This is a genomic window from Pseudoalteromonas sp. Cn5-37 (assembly GCF_021532495.1).
In the GTDB taxonomy this organism is placed as follows: domain Bacteria; phylum Pseudomonadota; class Gammaproteobacteria; order Enterobacterales; family Alteromonadaceae; genus Pseudoalteromonas; species Pseudoalteromonas simplex.
Map to the genome: position 1 here is coordinate 38,106 of NZ_JAKGBA010000015.1, position 17,459 is coordinate 55,564.

General features: G+C 41.1%; 12 protein-coding genes. 4 read left to right on the forward strand and 8 right to left on the reverse strand.

Features of this window, described 5'->3' with window-relative positions; translation table 11 throughout:
• Positions 1-48: 48 nt before the first annotated feature.
• Positions 49-2,682: a glycosyl hydrolase family 18 protein gene (locus L1266_RS15425; protein ID WP_235377848.1), complete on the forward strand. Its 2,634-nt coding sequence runs from the start codon at positions 49-51 to the stop codon at positions 2,680-2,682.
• Positions 2,683-3,150: 468 nt separating this feature from the next.
• Positions 3,151-3,903, forward strand: coding sequence for a substrate-binding periplasmic protein (locus L1266_RS15430; RefSeq protein ID WP_235377849.1), 753 nt, complete (start codon positions 3,151-3,153; stop codon positions 3,901-3,903).
• An 18-nt stretch (positions 3,904-3,921) separates the two neighbouring features.
• Here L1266_RS15430 and L1266_RS15435 read toward each other — a convergent pair whose 3' ends face one another.
• From L1266_RS15435 to L1266_RS15445, 3 genes are all read right to left on the reverse strand, one after another.
• Complete coding sequence (locus tag L1266_RS15435; RefSeq protein ID WP_235377850.1) at positions 3,922-5,427, reverse strand: phospholipase effector Tle1 domain-containing protein; 1,506 nt, start codon at positions 5,425-5,427, stop codon at positions 3,922-3,924.
• A gap of 129 nt (positions 5,428-5,556) precedes the next feature.
• Complete coding sequence (locus L1266_RS15440) at positions 5,557-5,958, reverse strand: Hpt domain-containing protein (protein ID WP_054553455.1); 402 nt, start codon at positions 5,956-5,958, stop codon at positions 5,557-5,559.
• 54 nt (positions 5,959-6,012) lie between these two features.
• On the reverse strand, positions 6,013-6,954 hold the full coding sequence (locus tag L1266_RS15445) for a GGDEF domain-containing response regulator (RefSeq protein ID WP_054553456.1): 942 nt from the start codon (positions 6,952-6,954) through the stop codon (positions 6,013-6,015).
• A 145-nt stretch (positions 6,955-7,099) separates the two neighbouring features.
• On the opposite strand from L1266_RS15445, the gene L1266_RS15450 reads away from it, so the two are divergent.
• Positions 7,100-9,547: an EAL domain-containing protein gene (locus L1266_RS15450; RefSeq protein ID WP_235377851.1), complete on the forward strand. Its 2,448-nt coding sequence runs from the start codon at positions 7,100-7,102 to the stop codon at positions 9,545-9,547.
• Here L1266_RS15450 and L1266_RS15455 read toward each other — a convergent pair.
• From L1266_RS15455 to L1266_RS15465, 3 genes are all read right to left on the reverse strand, one after another.
• Positions 9,544-10,116, reverse strand: a complete 573-nt coding sequence (locus L1266_RS15455; protein ID WP_138619787.1) for a manganese efflux pump MntP — start codon at positions 10,114-10,116, stop codon at positions 9,544-9,546. The two genes, L1266_RS15450 and L1266_RS15455, sit on opposite strands and share 4 nt — an antisense overlap.
• 85 nt (positions 10,117-10,201) lie before the next feature.
• Entirely contained in the window at positions 10,202-12,331 is a 2,130-nt protein-coding gene (locus tag L1266_RS15460) for a hypothetical protein (RefSeq protein ID WP_235377852.1), read from the reverse strand.
• A gap of 120 nt (positions 12,332-12,451) precedes the next feature.
• A complete protein-coding gene (locus L1266_RS15465; protein WP_235377853.1) occupies positions 12,452-13,756 on the reverse strand; it encodes an NAD(P)/FAD-dependent oxidoreductase in 1,305 nt (434 codons plus the stop codon).
• Positions 13,757-14,014: 258 nt separating this feature from the next.
• On the opposite strand from L1266_RS15465, the gene L1266_RS15470 reads away from it, so the two are divergent.
• Positions 14,015-15,949, forward strand: coding sequence for a RecQ family ATP-dependent DNA helicase (locus L1266_RS15470; protein ID WP_235377854.1), 1,935 nt, complete (start codon positions 14,015-14,017; stop codon positions 15,947-15,949).
• Between the two features lie 7 nt (positions 15,950-15,956).
• Here the strand turns inward: L1266_RS15470 and L1266_RS15475 are convergent, their stop codons facing one another.
• Both L1266_RS15475 and abiEi read right to left on the reverse strand, forming a co-directional pair.
• Positions 15,957-16,877 carry a nucleotidyl transferase AbiEii/AbiGii toxin family protein gene (locus tag L1266_RS15475; protein ID WP_235377855.1) on the reverse strand — a complete coding sequence of 307 codons (921 nt, stop codon included), beginning with the start codon at positions 16,875-16,877 and terminating at the stop codon, positions 15,957-15,959.
• A gap of 1 nt (position 16,878) precedes the next feature.
• Positions 16,879-17,403, reverse strand: a complete 525-nt coding sequence (gene abiEi, locus L1266_RS15480) for a type IV toxin-antitoxin system AbiEi family antitoxin (RefSeq protein WP_054553624.1) — start codon at positions 17,401-17,403, stop codon at positions 16,879-16,881.
• Positions 17,404-17,459: the final 56 nt, after the last annotated feature.

Genomic DNA, 17,459 nt, shown 5'->3' on the forward strand with positions numbered 1-17,459 from the left:
TTTATCAATAACAGCGTAACGCTATATAAAAACAGATAAGAGAGAATCATGAATATAAAACAATTAAGCGCAGCCATTGGTGTTGCACTCTTTGCAAGTGCAGCAAATGCAGCACCATCAACACCGACCATTATTTGGGAACCACAAGAGTACTCATTTGTTGAGGTTGATCTTGAAGGTACAGGCTCATACAAGAGCTTGGTGAACCGCGTTGATGAAGTCACTATCAGCATTGAATGGAACGCATGGAGTGGTGACGGCGGCGACAGCTACAAAGTGTATTTCGATGATATGCTGGTTAATGAAGGCTCGCTGGCAGCAGGCACTAAAAGTGGTGTTATTAGCTTCCCGTATGATAAAGCAGGTCGTCACACATTATATGTAGAACTATGTGAAGGCGGTACCACCTGTGCTCGCAGTGAAGGTAAGCCAATTGTTATTGCCGATACAGATGGCGGTCACTTAGCGCCATTGCCGATGGATTATGATCCAAACAACCAAGATATTGGCACTAAAGATGGCCTTGTAACCGGTGCCTACTTTGTTGAATGGGGTATTTATGGTCGCGATTTCGACGTAACCAATATACCAGCACAAAACCTCAGTCATATCTTGTATGGGTTTATTCCAATTTGTGGACCTAATGACTCGTTAACAGGGGGCCCTAAAAACGCACTAAATACGGCGTGTGCAGGCTCGCAAGATTTTGAAGTGGTGATCCACGACCCATGGGCTGCGATTCAAAAAGCGCTACCAGGTGTTGATAGTAATGACCCAATTCGTGGTACGTATTCGCAGTTAATGGCGTTAAAGCAGCGTTACCCTGATCTGAAAATTTTACCATCAGTGGGTGGTTGGACTTTATCAGACCCATTTGCTTATTTTACCGATAAAGCAAATCGCGACACGTTTGTGGCATCAATGGAAGAGTTTTTAAGAACGTGGAAGTTCTACGACGGTGTTGATATTGACTGGGAATACCCGGGTGGTCAGGGTGCTAATCCAAATTTAGGCGACCCAGTTGCTGACGGCCCTGCATACGTTGCGTTAATGCAAGAGCTGCGAGCGATGCTTGATAAGCTTGAAGCCGAGACAGGCCGTGAGTATGAATTAACATCAGCGATTGGTGCGGGTTACGACAAAATTGAAGATGTCGACTACTCACAAGCTCAACAATATATGGATTACATTTTCTTAATGAGCTACGACTATTATGGTGCATGGAGTAATGTAACTGGCCATCAGGCTGCGCTTTATTGTTCATCGCATTTCCGTGTTGGTCAGTGTGATGGCACAGGTGTCGATGAAGAAGGCGTTCCATATAAAGGCCCTGCTTACACAACTGATAACGCAGTGCAAAATCTACTTGCGCAAAACGTACCATCGAAGAAAATCGTGGTAGGTGCCGCTATGTATGGCCGTGGCTGGGAAGGCGTTTATCCAGAAAATGCCACTATCGCTGATAACCCTATGACAGCACCGGGCAACGGCAAACTTAAAAGCACTACAGCGCAAGGCGTATGGGAAGATGGTGTAATTGATTATAAAGGCATCAAAACTTACATGCTGGGCGCTGCAGAAAATGGCATCAATGGGTTTGAAACAGGTTATGACGAACAAGCCGAAGCCGCTTATGTATGGAACCGCAGTAACGGTAAATTAATTACATACGATAACCGTCGTTCTGTTTTGGCAAAAGGTGCTTATGTTAATCAATATAATCTAGGTGGTCTGTTTGCATGGGAAATTGACGCTGATAATGGCGATATTCTTAACGCTATGCACGAAGCGCTTGGTGGCACAGTAACTGAGCCTAGCAATAGAGCGCCGGTTCTATCTGTATCAAGCGCAGTATCTGTTAACTCTGGCGAAAGTGTATCTGTGTCTGCATCAGCAACAGATGCGGATAACGATCCGCTAAGCTTTAGCTGGACAGCTGACAGTGCGTTAACAGTAAGCGGTGAAAATTCAAATACCCTAGTTATCACAGCGCCATCAGTGACTGCTGATACGCAATACACGGTTGCTGTGAGTGTGAGCGATGGCGAGGCAAGTGTAAGCCGTAACGTTACAGTGAATGTAGTTGCACCAACGACAGGCGAGAACCAAGCACCAGTGGTTGCAGCAATTACTGATAAAACAGTGGCAGAAGACGCGAGTGTGGCTGTGGCGGTTTCGGCATCTGATGCTGATGGCGATGCACTTTCATACAACTGGAGTGTGCCAGCAGGCTTAACGTTAGTGGGCTCAGGTGCTGATGTGAGCTTACAAGCGGGCAGCGTTGATGCAGATACAAGTTATGTTGTGTCGGTTTCAGTAAGCGATGGTCAAACTGCTACAGCAGTGAGCTTTAATGTTACCGTGACAGATTCTGGTACAACAACTCCGCCAGATGGTGAAACCACATGGGATGCAGCAGCGACTTATGTTGGTGGTGATACGGTGATTTATAACGGCGTTGAGTACACAGCTAAATGGTGGACACAAGGTGACCGCCCTGATTTAGGTGGCCCATGGGAAGCTAGCTCACAACCAACCGACGGTAATGGTGATGTTGTGTGGCAAGCTGCGGGTATCTACAACGGTGGTGACCAAGTCACTCACCAAGGTAATAAATACGAAGCGAAATGGTGGACTCAAGGAGACGAGCCAGGCGTCGCGGAAGTATGGAAAGCACTTTAAGTGTAATAACCACATTTAATGCCCATCATTAAAATGTGATTTCCCTTTAAAGCAGCCGCATGGCTGCTTTTTTGTGGGGGAAGTAGGTTGGGTAGAACGGAGTGAAACCCAATATAATCCATGTAAACCTTTTCAAATTTCTTATCTTCAGACGCGCGAAACAAGTTTCACGCCTACGGGGGAAAACATAGGCGCTGGGGTTTAGGCGCTAGGGCGTGATGTAAAAACTCTGCTACAGACTCGTATCTCGCACCTCGAATCTCTTAACTTTACTCTTTCCCCTTGAAACTCGCTAACTTAAGACATTTCCCGGCTAAAGCCAGTCCTACGGGCTGCCACCTCGCATTTCGGAACTTTCCCCTTAAAACTTACTAACTTTCTGTTTCTCATTTCATACACTGATCTTTCAGGCATTATCAACCATACTTGAATAATATGATCTGTAAGTATTTAAGCTAAGGTGGATAAATGAGGTTAAGTGCGTTGTTTTTACTTACCGTTTTTGTATTTAGTAACTCGGTATTTAGCTGCGATAAAACCTTAAAAGTGGGAATTAGTCAGCAGTGGGCGCCTTATGTGTTTACGCAAAACGGTGAACTCACCGGCATTGATATCGATGTGGTCAACTTAGTACTAAATGAGGCAGGGTTTTGTGCAACATACGTCGTCATGCCTTCATCTAAACGCGGGTTTACAGAGCTTAAACACGGTAAAGTCGATTTACTACCTGCCGCAAGTTATAGCACAGAGCGTGACTCTTTTAGTTTCTTTTCAGAGCCTTACCGAAATGAAGTAATGCGCTTGTTTTGGTATCCTCATGGCCGGTTAGAGTCTTTAGACTTGCAAGGTTTGCTCGAACATCAGCAAGTTATTTTAACTAACAGCGGGAGCTACTTTGGATCTGACTTTACTCATTTAAAAGAAGAACCAAAGTATAAAGAGCTACTCGTTACTGTACCCTCTTTGCGCCAGCGGCTAGCTATGTTGGTTGCTAAGCGGGTCGATTTTTTTGTTGATGATGAATTAGCCGGTTTATATTTAATTCAAAAAAATAACCAGCAGGGGATCGAGTTGCATCCGTATATTGTCAATAATGATAGCGTTTATTTTATGCTGAGTGAAACAACCCTTTTAGCAGAAGACAGAGCAGCTATAAACTCAGCAATTATAAACAACCAGCAAGCGATAACCGAGATTATCGCTCGCTATGTTAAGCACTAAGCTAGCCTAATCACTAAATTATCCTAAACGAGTCACACGCAATTTAATGCGCCCCGCATTTGCCCCATAAAAGCGGTTTAGGTCGTTGGCAAAAGGACAAAACTCACCTGATTTAGCAATACGAATATCAGCACCCTCAGCAATTTCAAATAAATGATCGTCGTTGTTATCGATAGCACCAATTAGCGCAAACCATTGTGCGTGGGGTAAACGTCTAAACGGTTCAAGCACGGCCATTGGGATTTCTTTCACCCCAAGTTGGATATTGTCGCGGTGCCAACCTGCAGGTCCGCAACTAATGCCGTCGTCATACCAAGTTTGCTCTGGGTAAGGCGTAAATCGGTACGTGCCACCTTGCTCTAACATTAAGCCTGTGTGATTGTACTTTTCAGCGCCATACACAAACACATCTTTACTTTCGTCTATGCCCAACACCGTCATATTTTGTTTATCAAGCGCAATATGTGGGCTTAAGCCTTTAAATTTCAAGCGGGTTTCATCGCTATAAAGTACATCGTAATGAAGGCTTTTTAACGACTCCGGACGATAGCTCGTTAGGCGATTAATGCGCTCTGCTACTGTGTAATGAATGGTTGGTGCGAGCGTGCTTTGTTCGTTATCAACCAATACACAGCATTCGCGATCTACCAGTTTGAACAACGGGTTAAACCAAAAATAGTTTTGCTGATGACTAAGAGCCAGCGGATCTGGGGTAACGGTTACATCATCTTGTGCAATGAGGTTACGATGCTCTTCTGGGAGCAGAGTGTTGTAATTGATATCCGCGCTGGTAAGTAAGTTTAATGCAACGGTTTGTTCAATCAGCCACTCAATCGCATAGCGCAGACAAATGTCTGCTAAGCCATCACGATAATAGCCGCCACCCACATCAGAATGGGCGCCTGCAAACCAGATCTCTTGCACATGCGGTGCACTGTTTATAAGTGTGGGTTCAAATGCACGGCGTTTTTCATCAAGTGCCACGCAATGAAGGGCAGCTTTTATATTGCTTGCTAGTGTGTAGTTTTCAAAAATGACATGCTCAGCACCGCGGGTTGCTTTTGTTACTTTCGAAAAGCCTATTGATGCAACGGTATCGAATACACATAAGTACACATCATCACTGATAAGTGGCTCTAAACATTTGGCAAAGCGCCTAGCAAGAGCAGCACCGCGGCTAAAACCAGTTAGAAGTACCTTGTCGCCTACATTGTAATAGCTTTTAAAGTCGCCCATAGCCCGGTTTAAAATGCTGGCAACATCATCACCTCTTGGCGCAAGGGCTTGATTGAATAAACGTCGAAAGCGACTACCTTGGGTGCCTATACCTTGATAATAAAAGCTAAGTTGAGTTGGAAATGGTGTTGCGGGTTCGCTATTGAGTGCGCCGCCAAACAATAAATGAAGTTTAAGAATATTAGAAATACTGGCGTCTTCTTTGAAATGTGCGGCGCTGAATTGTTCAGCATCACGAGGCTCACTGCCTGTGCCATCAAAGTTGAAAATCAGCGTTTTAGCGGTCATAGCGTCATTCCTTTAGTGGTTTGTATAAACATACTCCCACTTTATGAAAATTTGAAGACAAAGATTCACCTAGACAAGCATTTTTGATGCTACGCTAACGTGGTTGCTAAATTAAAACTAAGTGGTTTATCAAGAGGTGTATTTTTGTAAGATTGTCAGTAATACTTGGTAGTCTTTTTTTATTTCAAATAATTTCGATTGTATCTCCTCAAAAGGGTGACGCTCATTGGCGATTAATACAATTAATTCGCTTAGGTGTTGATCTAATCTTGTAGCACCTAAATCGCCGCAGGCTCCTTTAAGTGAATAACTGGCTGATGTAGTTGTTTTAAAGTCTCTGTTCTGTATGGACTGAGATAGTGACGCTAATTTGACATGAGAACTATCTAAAAACATTTTGCTTACTCTAATGAGCAAGACCTCATTGTTCATGAGTCGGTAAAGTGCCGCTTTTTTATTCCAATGGTTCAATTCTAAACTTTCGCTTTTCGAGTTTGTTGTTTGCTGCTTCCCTGACATCTCACTGTTCATTTTTTATTTGCCTGTATAGTTATGTCATTTTGAAAAAATCTACAAAAATTTAAATTATTCACTGGTTGCGATAATACAAACGCAGCGATTTCTTCCTTGTTGTTTAGCCTGATATAGCGCTGTATCTGCACTGTTGATTAAATTTTCTGGAGTAAAATTTTTATCATCTGACAGTGTTGCGCTTCCCACGCTTATCGAGACTATTCCTGACTCTGTAGTTGGGTGTTTAATAGCTAGATTTTTAATGTTGGCCAATAGCTTATGAGCAATAAACTGTGCTCCTTGAATATCGGTATCAGGTAAAATACAGAGGAATTCTTCACCACCGTAGCGAATAGTTGTGTCTGTTGGTCGGTTAATACTATTTTTGATTTCTGTAGCTACTTTTATTAAGCAGTTGTCGCCTTGTTGATGTCCAAGCTGATCGTTGTACTGTTTAAACCAGTCTATATCGATCATCAGCACAGATAGTGCCTGACTATGACGTTTCGCAAGTAATAGATTTTGCGTCAGAGTCGTATTTAAAGAACGGCGGTTTTTTAATCCCGTTAGGCTGTCTTGCTGTGTCTGTTGTTTTAAAAGATCTGCTTGTTTCTTTAATGTCAGGTGTGCAGTCACTCTGTTTAGAAGGGTTACACCATAGACTGGCTTAGCTACAAAATCCACAGCGCCGGCTTGCCAGCATTGGTTTTGATCTTCTTGATCCATAATTGCAGTGATGAATATAACCGGAATATCTTTATAAGAAGGGTGAGCTTTTAGCTCTTTACACACATCAAGACCACTCATAGACCCTAACATGACATCTAACAATATTAGATCGGGTTTAATAGAGTCACAAACAGACATCACTTCTTCACCACAATTAATCGTGTGGGTTTTAAAATGTGATGCTAGTAGGCCTTCAATGACAGTCGCATTGATTGGCTCGTCATCGACTATCAAAATGATGGAATCATCAATCAGTTTGTTGTTATTTACTTCATTAGATTGCAAATTATCTTCTCCCTGAGTGTTGATTAAGCATAGACTGAATTTTTAGAATTTCTACAACTAAAGAATGGAAAATTATATTTTTTATTGGCGCTACTGATGAGATAGGACTAGAGTTTTTTTAGTTACATTAATTGAGGTCATAGTCTTGCTTTTTTCTCATCTAAATAATCGGCAGAGTAAAATACTCGTTGTTGATGATGAACCTACAAGCCTATTGGTGATGACTGAGGCTCTTGGTGATTTAGGTGAAGTTATTGGATGTGCGTCAGGAGTTGAAGCCTTAGGCGTAGCATTTTCATTCAGGCCCGATATTATTTTACTTGATATTGAAATGCCAAATATGAATGGCTTCGAAGTATGCAAAGCAATTAAACAAAACCCACTAACAGCCCTATCAATCGTTATTTTTGTCACCTCGCATAATGAACAAATATTTGAATATCAGAGTTTTGAGAATGGTGGGGTTGATTTAATTCATAAGCCTGTCGACTTAAATCTATGTCGGTTGAGAATAGTAAATCATCTAAAAATGAAGCAACAGGAAGCGCAAATAAATACTGCAAAAGATGACGTTGCGGCACTAATAGCTCAAGTTCCGGTATTTATTTCTTATTGGTCAGTGCAAGAGCTAAACCTTTTTAATAATGACATGACTTGTCAGTGGTTTGCCGTAAGTGGCAATGAGATGATTGGCCAAAGAGCTAAAGATATTCTTCCTGATGATCTATACCTTGCTTTGCATAACTGTTTAGAAGAGCAAAAGCCGCAGGAAGTGTTAAATGTACCGTTTGTCGATCCGAGCGATAATATTGAGCATGTTAGGGCACAAATTAATTTACAATTTCATGAAGGACAAGCGGTAGGCGTTATATTGACGCTTACGGATATTACATCAATTAAGCGCACTAAAAAGTTATTAGCTGCTGAGTCTGAGCGATTGCGAGTAATGCTCAACTCGATTGGTGATGCGGTTATCGCAACAGATAACGAAGCCCATATTACGTTTATGAATCCCATTGCTGAAAAGCTAACGGGTTATTCAGCACAGCAGGCTCAGGCAAAACATATTGATGACGTGATGAAGTTGACTGATGCGTATTCAGGACAAAACCTAGTTAATCCTATCCTACTTGCTTTGCGAGAAAATCGTATTGTTGCTATGTCGTTAAATACCCAATTAACAGCATTAGATAACCGTGTTTATCGAGTCGAAGATTCTGCTGCGCCAATTCGTGATGATGATGGTCGTGTCAGTGGTGGGATCATCGTTTTTCACGATGTTAGTGAGTCAGTGGCAATGGCAGTTAAAATGAGTCACCTTGCTAATCATGACTTACTAACCGACTTGCCTAATCGAGTCTTGCTTTATGATAGAGTCTCCCATGCTTGCAAAGTAGCCAAGAGCAAGGAGCAACAAGTTGCTTTAATTTTAATTGATATTGATCATTTTAAATACTTGAATGACACACTTGGTCATCAACAAGGTGATTTAATAATTAAACTTGTTGCGAAGCGATTAGAATCTTTAATTGATTTAAACTACACATTAGCGCGGATCGGCGGTGATGAATTTGCGATATTAATCCCTGAAATAAAGCTAACATCAATTATTGATGTGATTGCTACTGACATCATTAATACAATGAGTGAACCATTCAAAATTGATGAACAACCTTATATTTTGTCAGTGAGTGTAGGTATTAGCATTTATCCTAGAGAATCAGTGACAGCAGAAGATATGATGACTCATGCTGATGCCGCTATGTATAAAGCGAAAGAACAAGGACGTAATCGCTTTTGTTATTACTCAGATGATTTAGAGCATCAGTTTAAACAGCGCCAAAGTGTTGAAAAACTGATTCGTACTTCGATAGAAAACGACAAGATAGAAGTTTATTATCAACCCAAGGTCGCACTGGGTTCACAAAAAATAGTCGGTGTTGAAGCACTTGTTCGGTTACGAGATACTAATAATCAAATTATATTGCCAGTTGAATTTATTCCTTTAGCTGAAGAGACTGGACTTATTAACGCTCTTGGTGAGTCAGTTTTAAAGCAAAGTTGTTACGCAGCAAAGGAGTGGTTAGATAAAGGCTTTCGTATCAAGGTTGCTGTCAATATTTCAGCAAAGCAGTTTACGGATAAAAACTTTTGTAACTTTGTGGCGCAAACTCTCCAAATGTCGGGCTTACCGAGTGAATTGCTCGAATTAGAAGTTACAGAAAGTGCGTTAATGGAAGATTTTGAAGTAACTAAGAGTATGCTGAATGATTTAGCGGTGCTTGGCCTGACTATTGCGATTGATGATTTTGGAACGGGTTATTCCAGTCTTTCATATTTAAAGCTTTTTCCGGTCGATGTTTTAAAAGTAGATCAATCATTTGTTAGAGACATGATGGTTGATTCGCAGAGTATGGATATAGTCAAGACAATAACAAGCTTAGCTCATTCATTAAGTCTATTAATTGTTGCCGAGGGAGTAGAAGAAAAACAGCACCTAAATAAGTTGATCGATTTAGGCTGTGAACTTGGGCAGGGGTACTATTTTTATAAGCCCATGCCCAAAGAAGAGTTTGATAAGCTATTAGTTTAAGTCACGGTATGGCTGTATAGGATGCCACAGCCGATAAAAATAAGTGCAACACCGCCAATTGCTTCGGCTTTTTTGCCTACCCAGCCACTCATTACGTTACCAAGTAGCGCGCCGATGGTAACCATAATTGTGGTTGCTAGGCCTATCATGGCGGCAGCTAAGTAAATATTCACTTTCATGAAAGCAAGGCTGATACCTACTGTCATAGCATCTATACTGGTGCCAACGGCAGTTAGTAGTGTGGCAATGAAAGAGCGCTTGGTATTCGGTGCAAGTTCCTCTTCATCGTCGTCATCTTCTTTACGACTCTCAAGCAACATATGAATACCCAAACCCACTAACAACACAAAGGCAATCCAGTGATCAAAGGCTTCAACGTAATCTGCACCGGCACTGCCAATCAGCCAGCCAACAATCGGTGCGATAGCTTCGATACAGCCAAACAATAAACCAAGCTTGATTGCACTCAGAACACGAGGATTTTTAAGTGTACTGCCTTTGGTGATTGAAGCTGCAAAAGCATCAGTCGACATAGCAAGCGATAAAACGCTTAGTGTAATAATATTCAATTTTTGCGCCCCACAAAAAGTGGGCATTATACGCGGCGAAGCTCAAAACAGATAGGTTAATTTACGGCTCAAATAGGTAAGGAGCTTAATAAGCGCTGTACAGATAGTTATTCATTACAGTGCCATTTTTGGGTGCAAGTTTTGGCGCAAGTTTAATAAGCTCTTCATAAACATCAGGAACAAAAACTTTTAGACGCTCGGCACGACGAAAGTGGTTAGGCTCATATTGATCAACAAGTTTTAATGCGCTTGGCATATAGTCAGCGAGGGTTTGTGTGTTATAGCTTTGCTCCAGTGCTTGGTCGAGAATATCAAGCCCAGGTTTAGAAAAATCATGCGCAACTGCAAGGCTCATTAAAAACTTAACAGCTGCACTTGAATGCATGCTTGCATAAAAATACATGTCGTTGTTTTGCATGTCTTTTAATGAAAAATCAAAGCCGTTATCTGCCAATATTTGCCATTGTGCTAATGGCAATTTAGTAAAAACATAAAGATTCTTAGGTGCAGTTGGGTCGACTCTGTTTTGCCAAATAGACGTCAATTGTTGAGCGTTTTCTATTGTTGCTGCAAGCAACATATTTGTCTGGTGGGTACTCAGTTTTGCTGTTTGGGTGATACTGGCAATGGTATTAAAGTCTTTTTCAATAATTGCTTCTTTGTAGGTTTGGTACTGCGTTGAGGTTTGATATTTATAATCATTTAAATGCAAAAATTGCCAATTATGAACCTGTACAGGGTCGATGGCTTGAAGGGTGTCGAGGGTAAGTAAGCCTTGTTGCGCTTCGAGAGTTTCTAATTCTTTGAGTGCTTGAGAGCGTGTTTTTATCGCTTCTAGCGAATAAATCCGCTGATCGATCGTTTCACACTCAGGAGTTATTTTTTTGGCTTGCTGTTTTTGTAGTTCATAGGCGCTGAGTGCTTTTGATATTGCAGAGTTATCTTTTTCTTTACGTTTAAATGCTAGGTTATTTGGGATTAGCTTTAAATCTATAAACTGAGAAAAAGCATCATTAGCAACTTGGTCGCCAGCAAATAAAAGGCTACTCGGTAAGAATGAAGATTTAAGCATCAGTAGTCTATCGTTCGGTGTGTCGCGTACAAGCTCGCCGTGAGCTCGATAACCTTTATTTTTTAGATAACTTAGTGTTTCTATGTGTTTGCTCTCTAGTGGCTGCACTTCGCTATTTGAGCTGCCTTTTAGGTTTACAATGGCAATATCCATCGCTGTAAATACATTTGGCTGATTAGTGGGCTCAATACCTCGCTCACCTAATAACTTTAAAATTGGTACGTTAAATTCACTAACGGCTACATCAGCAAGGTTTAAATACAGTTGTTCATCGATAAAGTCATCACTCATTGCTGTAGGCGAGCCGTTTAGCTGTGCTGTTTGAGAGATGAGCGCTGCTAGGTAATCATTAGGTAAGTTGCTTTTTAAAGCCACAGCAATGTCGTTAACAGTAAACTCTTTACTAGATATTGCGTTTTCAAACTCAGTTAAACTAAGCGCATGAGCATTAACAAGAAACAAAATAGATGGTGAAATGAGCCTTGATGGGCCGATTTTAAACGGCGTTTTTAAATAGGTATTAAAATCATCGTTGTTATCCAATAGTTTGTACAATGCTGTTTTGTTTACTTGCTCAGGTAATGGCACATTAAACATCATTGAGCCAGTATTTTGACTAAGGGGTCCATCAATTGCCGTTAGTTGATTGATTGTATCTATATCAAAATAATCAATGACCTCAAGCCCTTGCCAGTTTTTTAATATGCCAACTGATAAGGCATATTGAAATTGCTGTTCTGCATTTTGTTTGATGGCGTTAATAACTAAGGTATTAAATGAACGGTAAGATATTTTCACCAGCTCTGAATAACTTAAAATATCTTCAAGGGAGTCGCCGTCTTTTAGTGCTTGTTTAATCGCTGCTTCTATTTGACTGTGATCAGCTGCAGCTTGAGTGGCTTTTAAACTTTGTTGCTTACACTGGCGTTTGGCTAGCTTGAGTTTAGCCAGCTCTGTTGCTTTGGTATTAGGCTGATTTGATGGTTTAAAGAGGCTCGTAGCCTTTTTTTGTTCAGCGACAGTAGCAGAAGATGTCGAGACTTCATTGCTTATCGCTTCGATGGGTGTGGGTTTATCTAATATCAGGTAGGCCCCACAGGCACAAAGCACTGCAAAAACGGTTAGCGAAATACCTTTTTTCATCTTCAATCCATGGAGCTATCTTGCTTGAAGTGTATGACTTTGTAGAGTGATGTCAATTACCTAGGGACGAAGTGCATAAATAGCCGACAAACAACTAATTTGCCGGCTTTATGCCGTAGCTTAATGCAGTTTCATTTTTGGCCTAACAACGCGGAGTACTTTTTCGCTGATCCACAGTGCAAAAGTTTTTGCACTGCCATGGATAGCACGTTGATGCATACGATAGAGCGAAATATACATAAATCGCGCTATTTTACCCTCTATAAAAAAGCTATTACTGGTTAGGTTGCCCATTAAACTGCCTACCGTGCTGTAGCGTGACAAGTTAACTAAAGAGCCATGATCACTGTAGGTAAAAGCACTGAGTGGCTGGCCTTTGAGTGTGGCTATTAGATTTTTTTCAACACATTGTGCCATTTGATGAGCCGATTGCGCTCTGGGTGGCACTTGTGTGCCATCTTCTTGAGTAAATGCACAGCAATCACCAATCACAAAGATATTGTCGTTTACGCTACTTTGCAGATATTGGTTCACCTTAATTTGGTTATTGCGGGTAAGCTCAAAGATACCAATATCTTTAATGAAATCAGGGGCTTTTACACCCGCAGCCCAAACCATAATGTCGGCTTTGATATGTTCATCGTTTCTGGTGATAAAGCTGTTTTCTGTGGCCTCTTTTACTTGCGTGCCTTCGCGTACTGTTACTCCTAACTTAACTAGCTCTCGTTTAGCCGAGTTTGCAATGCGCTCGGGTAAAGCGGGTAAAATTCGCGGCCCTGCTTCAATTAAATCAATGTGTAAGCGTTTCGCGGTCATTTTATTAAGGCCATACATTTTTAGCATGTCTGACACATGATAAAGCTCTGCCGACAGCTCAACCCCGGTTGCACCACCTCCCACTATGGCAATGGTTAAAGAATGTTGTGGGTCGTCATCTTGATGTAAACGGGTGAAGTTATCGAGTAGAGCATGCTGAAAGCGTTCAGCTTGCTGGTTTGAATCAAGGTAAAAACAGTGCTTGTTAACGCCAGGGGTATTAAAGTCGTTACTGACACTGCCTATAGCAAGTACAAGGTAGTCATAACTGACTTGGCGCTCGGGTAAAATTCGGTGGCCAAGTTCGTCTTTTAACTCACTTAAAGTGATAGTTTTGTTGGTTTGATCTAAGTGGCAAAAGCTGCCGAGTTGAAAATTATAATGATGTTTTGCTGCATGAGCTGAGTATACAACGCCGTCTAAATCGGCATCAATCGACCCCGTCGCTACTTCATGAAGTAACGGCTTCCAAATATGGCTGCGGTTTTTATCGATTAAAAGTATCTCTGCTTGGCGTTTTTTCCCGAGTTTGTGTCCTAATTGTGTTGCTAGCTCTAAGCCACCAGCGCCACCACCGATTATCACGATTTTAGGAGGTTGGTTAATCATTACGTTGCCCTCAAAAGTATAATACCTAAACACTCTTGCGAAAAAGCGCTTAGGTATTGCAAGTCCATCCATCAATACCCCATGGCAACGCGCCCATTGTGCGCCTTTTTACTGGTTTTGTCAGTACCTGTTAAGAACAATATAGTGCGCTTAGTTATATCAATGGCCTTGGGAGATTGAGTTAAACGGGTTAACATGGCTAATTCGCAGTAAGAGACCTATCATTACCTGAAAAGGGAATGAAAGTGAGGGATCAGGATGACTACACCACTACACACTTCGTTGAATCAATACTTTGGCTTTAATGAGTTTCGCCAAGGTCAGCAACAAACCATTGAGCAGTTATTAAATCAGCAATCGTCGTTGGCAATTTTTCCAACTGGCTCAGGTAAATCTTTGTGCTATCAATTAACCGCATTGCACTTACCCAACTTGACCTTAGTGGTATCGCCATTATTGGCACTGATGAAAGATCAAATCAGCTTTTTAAATAGCAAAGGTATTTACGCGGCAAGCCTTGATTCAAGCCAAACCAGTGAGCAAAGCCATACGGTAATGAGTGATGTGCGAGCAGGGAAGGTGAAAATTTTAATGGTCTCAGTTGAGCGTTTTAAGAATGAGCGCTTTCGTGAATTTATTAAACAAGTGCCTATTTCGATGCTGGTGGTTGATGAAGCGCACTGTATATCTGAATGGGGTCATAACTTTAGGCCTGATTATCTAAAACTGCCGCGCTATCGTGAAGAGCTTAATATTCCACTGGTATTGCTACTTACCGCCACCGCCACTAAAAAAGTAAAGCGCGATATGTGTGAGCGTTTTGCTATTGCCCCAGAATGTGTGGTGCAAACAGGCTTTTACCGAAGCAACCTCGATTTATCAGTGCTCAGTGTTGCAAGCCAAGAAAAACCTCAGCAATTAGCAAGTATTATAGCCAGCCAACAAGGGGCAGGGATTGTCTATGTCACCTTACAGCATACCGCTGAGCAAGTGGCCGAAGGCTTGGCAAGAGCGGGCTTTAATGCAGTGGCCTATCATGCAGGCCTTGAGGATGATAAACGCTGGCAAATTCAAGATGATTTTATGGCGGGTAAAATCAATATTGTCGTGGCAACAATTGCTTTTGGGATGGGCGTTGATAAGTCTGATATTCGCTTTGTGATCCACTATGATTTGCCAAAATCGATTGAGAACTATAGCCAAGAGATTGGCCGCGCAGGGCGAGATGGTGCGCCGTCAAACTGTTTTACCCTAGCAAACCTTGATGGCTTGAATACCGTTGAGAACTTTGTTTATGCCGACACTCCCGAGCAAAGTGGGATTGACTATGTCATTAATAACATTCGCAACGAACAAACGAACAACCAGTGGGAAATGCAAGAGTACAGCTTATCGAGCGAAAGTAATATTCGTGCTTTAGCATTAAAAACCTTACTAGTGCAGTTAGAAATGCAAGGGGCTATTACGCCTTTATATGCCTATTACGCCGATTTTAAATATAAGTTTTTAACGGATCAAAACGAGCTACTTAGCCAGTTTGATGCTGACCGACAAGCGTTTTTACAACAGGTATTCAAACATACTGAGTTTAAGAAAATTTGGGGCACACTTAATTTTGATGCGTTAACCCGTGCCACTCAAGTTGATAGAAAACGTGTGGTTGCAGCGCTCGATTATTTGGCCGAGAAAGGTCATATTGCCCTTGAAACTAAACGTATCACGCAAGTGTATGAGGTGAATAATTCGGTAATAAATCACGCTGATTTAGCACCGCAACTTCACCAATATTTTATCGAAAAAGAGCAGGCCGAAATTAAACGTATCGCCACTTTAGTACGCTTTTTTGAGCTAGATAGCTGCTTAAGTTATAACTTAGCTCGCTATTTTGATGACCAACATGCACCCCAGCAATGTGGCCATTGTTCAGTGTGTAGAGGCCAGCAGGTAAAACTTAGTTACTCACTAGTGCATCAAATGCCTGAGCAAAATGTGATTGCCAGCAAAGTTGCTGAGCTTAAACAGCACTTAGCCTCTAAAGGGATTAGTGATGTCAGCATCGATACTCAGTGCCGGTTTTTAGCGGGCATGAGCGTGCCTTTATTTACTCGTAATAAAGTCAGACAGCTTTCAGGTTTTGGCCTTTGCGAGCAACAACGATACAGTGACATTAAAGCCTTGCTACAGCAGTTGTAGTAAGGTCTTACATTTTAAAATCAGGCTCTGTAGCTTCGGTAAACATTTTTGACAGAACTGTCTTGAATAACTCTGTCAGGGTGTTTTGTAAGTACAACTGAAACTTTTCTTTACCGAGAGTTCTATCGAATACTTCGGTATCTAAAAAGCGTTTCATTTCACCGATAAACTCAGGGCTCGTGGTAAGTTCGGGTAACCTATCAATTAAATGAGAGAGCATGGACTGATATTGCTCAAGTTGATAGTCAGCAACTTTATTTTTAACTAGTTCAATATCTAATTGAGCCCCTTGCTGTTGCAACCAAGCAAGATCCCAAATGTCTCGATGTCGCACATACTTTGTTGTGGCTGGTAATGAAATTATTTTGTCAGCCATCACCTCATCGAGTGTTTCAGCTAAGATCAGTGTATCGCTGTATCCATCAGGCAGAAAATCATAGTTCACATTCAGTGGTAAAGGCTGCTTTGTGTAGGCCGGAATATTGGCAACTTCTAACTTAATTTTTTGTTTGGGTAAATCCTTTCTTTGTGGTGCAGTTACTACTGCAACTTGCCACTTATCAATTTTTAATTCTGAGTATTTAGGGTCTTTTTTTAACTCTTTCGGTTCTTTAACTGTCACCTCAAGGCCATATCTTTCGCCAATATACTTTTCAATACATGCTTTGATATCTTTTAAAATGAGTGAATTGAATTCTTTACCACCAGCAAAATCTAAATCTTCACTAAAGCGATTTCCGCCGTAACATAATCTTAAAGAAGTACCTCCTTGAAATACCAGCTTATCAAGAAATCCACCTCTTTCGAGAGCAAATAGGATGTCGTAATGCAATAACTCTTTTTCTATAACAGCCCGCATATGAGAAACATTTGTGGTTTGCATAGCGAGATTTACCAGTTGCGCAAAGTTCTCTTGTTCAGTTTTCATCTTATGCTTCCTCTGCAATTAAATGAGTATTTCGGCCAACTCTTTTTAAATCCCTTAGAGCAGTATTTTTCGTTGCAAATCTCAAAGAGCGATCTGTTTTCATTGTGTTTTTTAGAATGTCTAAACGGTCTCGCTTAGTGTGAGTAAATTCAATTGTACCAAAAGGCGTTTTATATTCACCCGAGCGTCCTGTTGTCATAATGGTCAATCTGCCAACGGGGATTTGTGAAATAATTCCATACTCTGAAAGTGCAGACTCTAAACTAACGTAATTGTACTCACCACGGCGGATTGTTTTTGCAATTAGCTCCAGCGTATCACTTCCTTTTGACTGAGCAAGAGCGTAAATAAAAATGCCATTTGCAACTCTAATTAAAAAGCCATCATCGATGAGTCGAGAAATCCCCGCTCTCAAGCTCCTATTAGTATCATCAAAAAAAATCTTTGCAAAATCAGACATTGTAAAAATATAACGTCCTTGTTTATCAAATTCTGATAGCTTTTTGATTGCATCTGACTTTTTCAATTTATTTCTCAAGTAATGATTAATGGCATATTTATATGTCATTATTGTAGACTTAT